Origin of the sequence: Donghicola sp. XS_ASV15, from assembly GCF_041224595.1 — a bacterium.
Classification (GTDB): Bacteria; Pseudomonadota; Alphaproteobacteria; order Rhodobacterales; family Rhodobacteraceae; genus Donghicola.
In genome coordinates this window covers 1-223 of sequence record NZ_JBGFGN010000021.1, presented here as the reverse complement: position 1 = coordinate 223, position 223 = coordinate 1, and the positions used below count along the sequence as shown (strand labels likewise).

Below are 223 nucleotides of genomic sequence, written 5' to 3'. Positions count from 1 at the left end.
CAGAGGCCTGTGGTTCTTCGTCTGCAGATGCCATCTGATCTTTGGGAGCCTCTGCGTCTTCCGGGGCGGACAGTTCTGCGTCCGGCTCTTCCACGTCAGCAAGCGCCGCGAAGGGGTCTTCCTCTTCGGTGGCGGCTAAGTGGTCTGCGTCGGGTGTGGCCTCGACGGCCACCTCGGCTTCTATGGGGGTGTCTTCTGTCGCCGGGGGGAGGCTGTCGTGACC

Annotated in this window: 1 protein-coding gene; it reads right to left on the bottom strand. The window is 64.6% G+C overall.

Features of this window, described 5'->3' with window-relative positions:
* On the bottom strand, positions 1-223 hold a 223-nt coding region (locus tag AB9K37_RS00425), incomplete at both ends, for a hypothetical protein (RefSeq protein WP_369835097.1).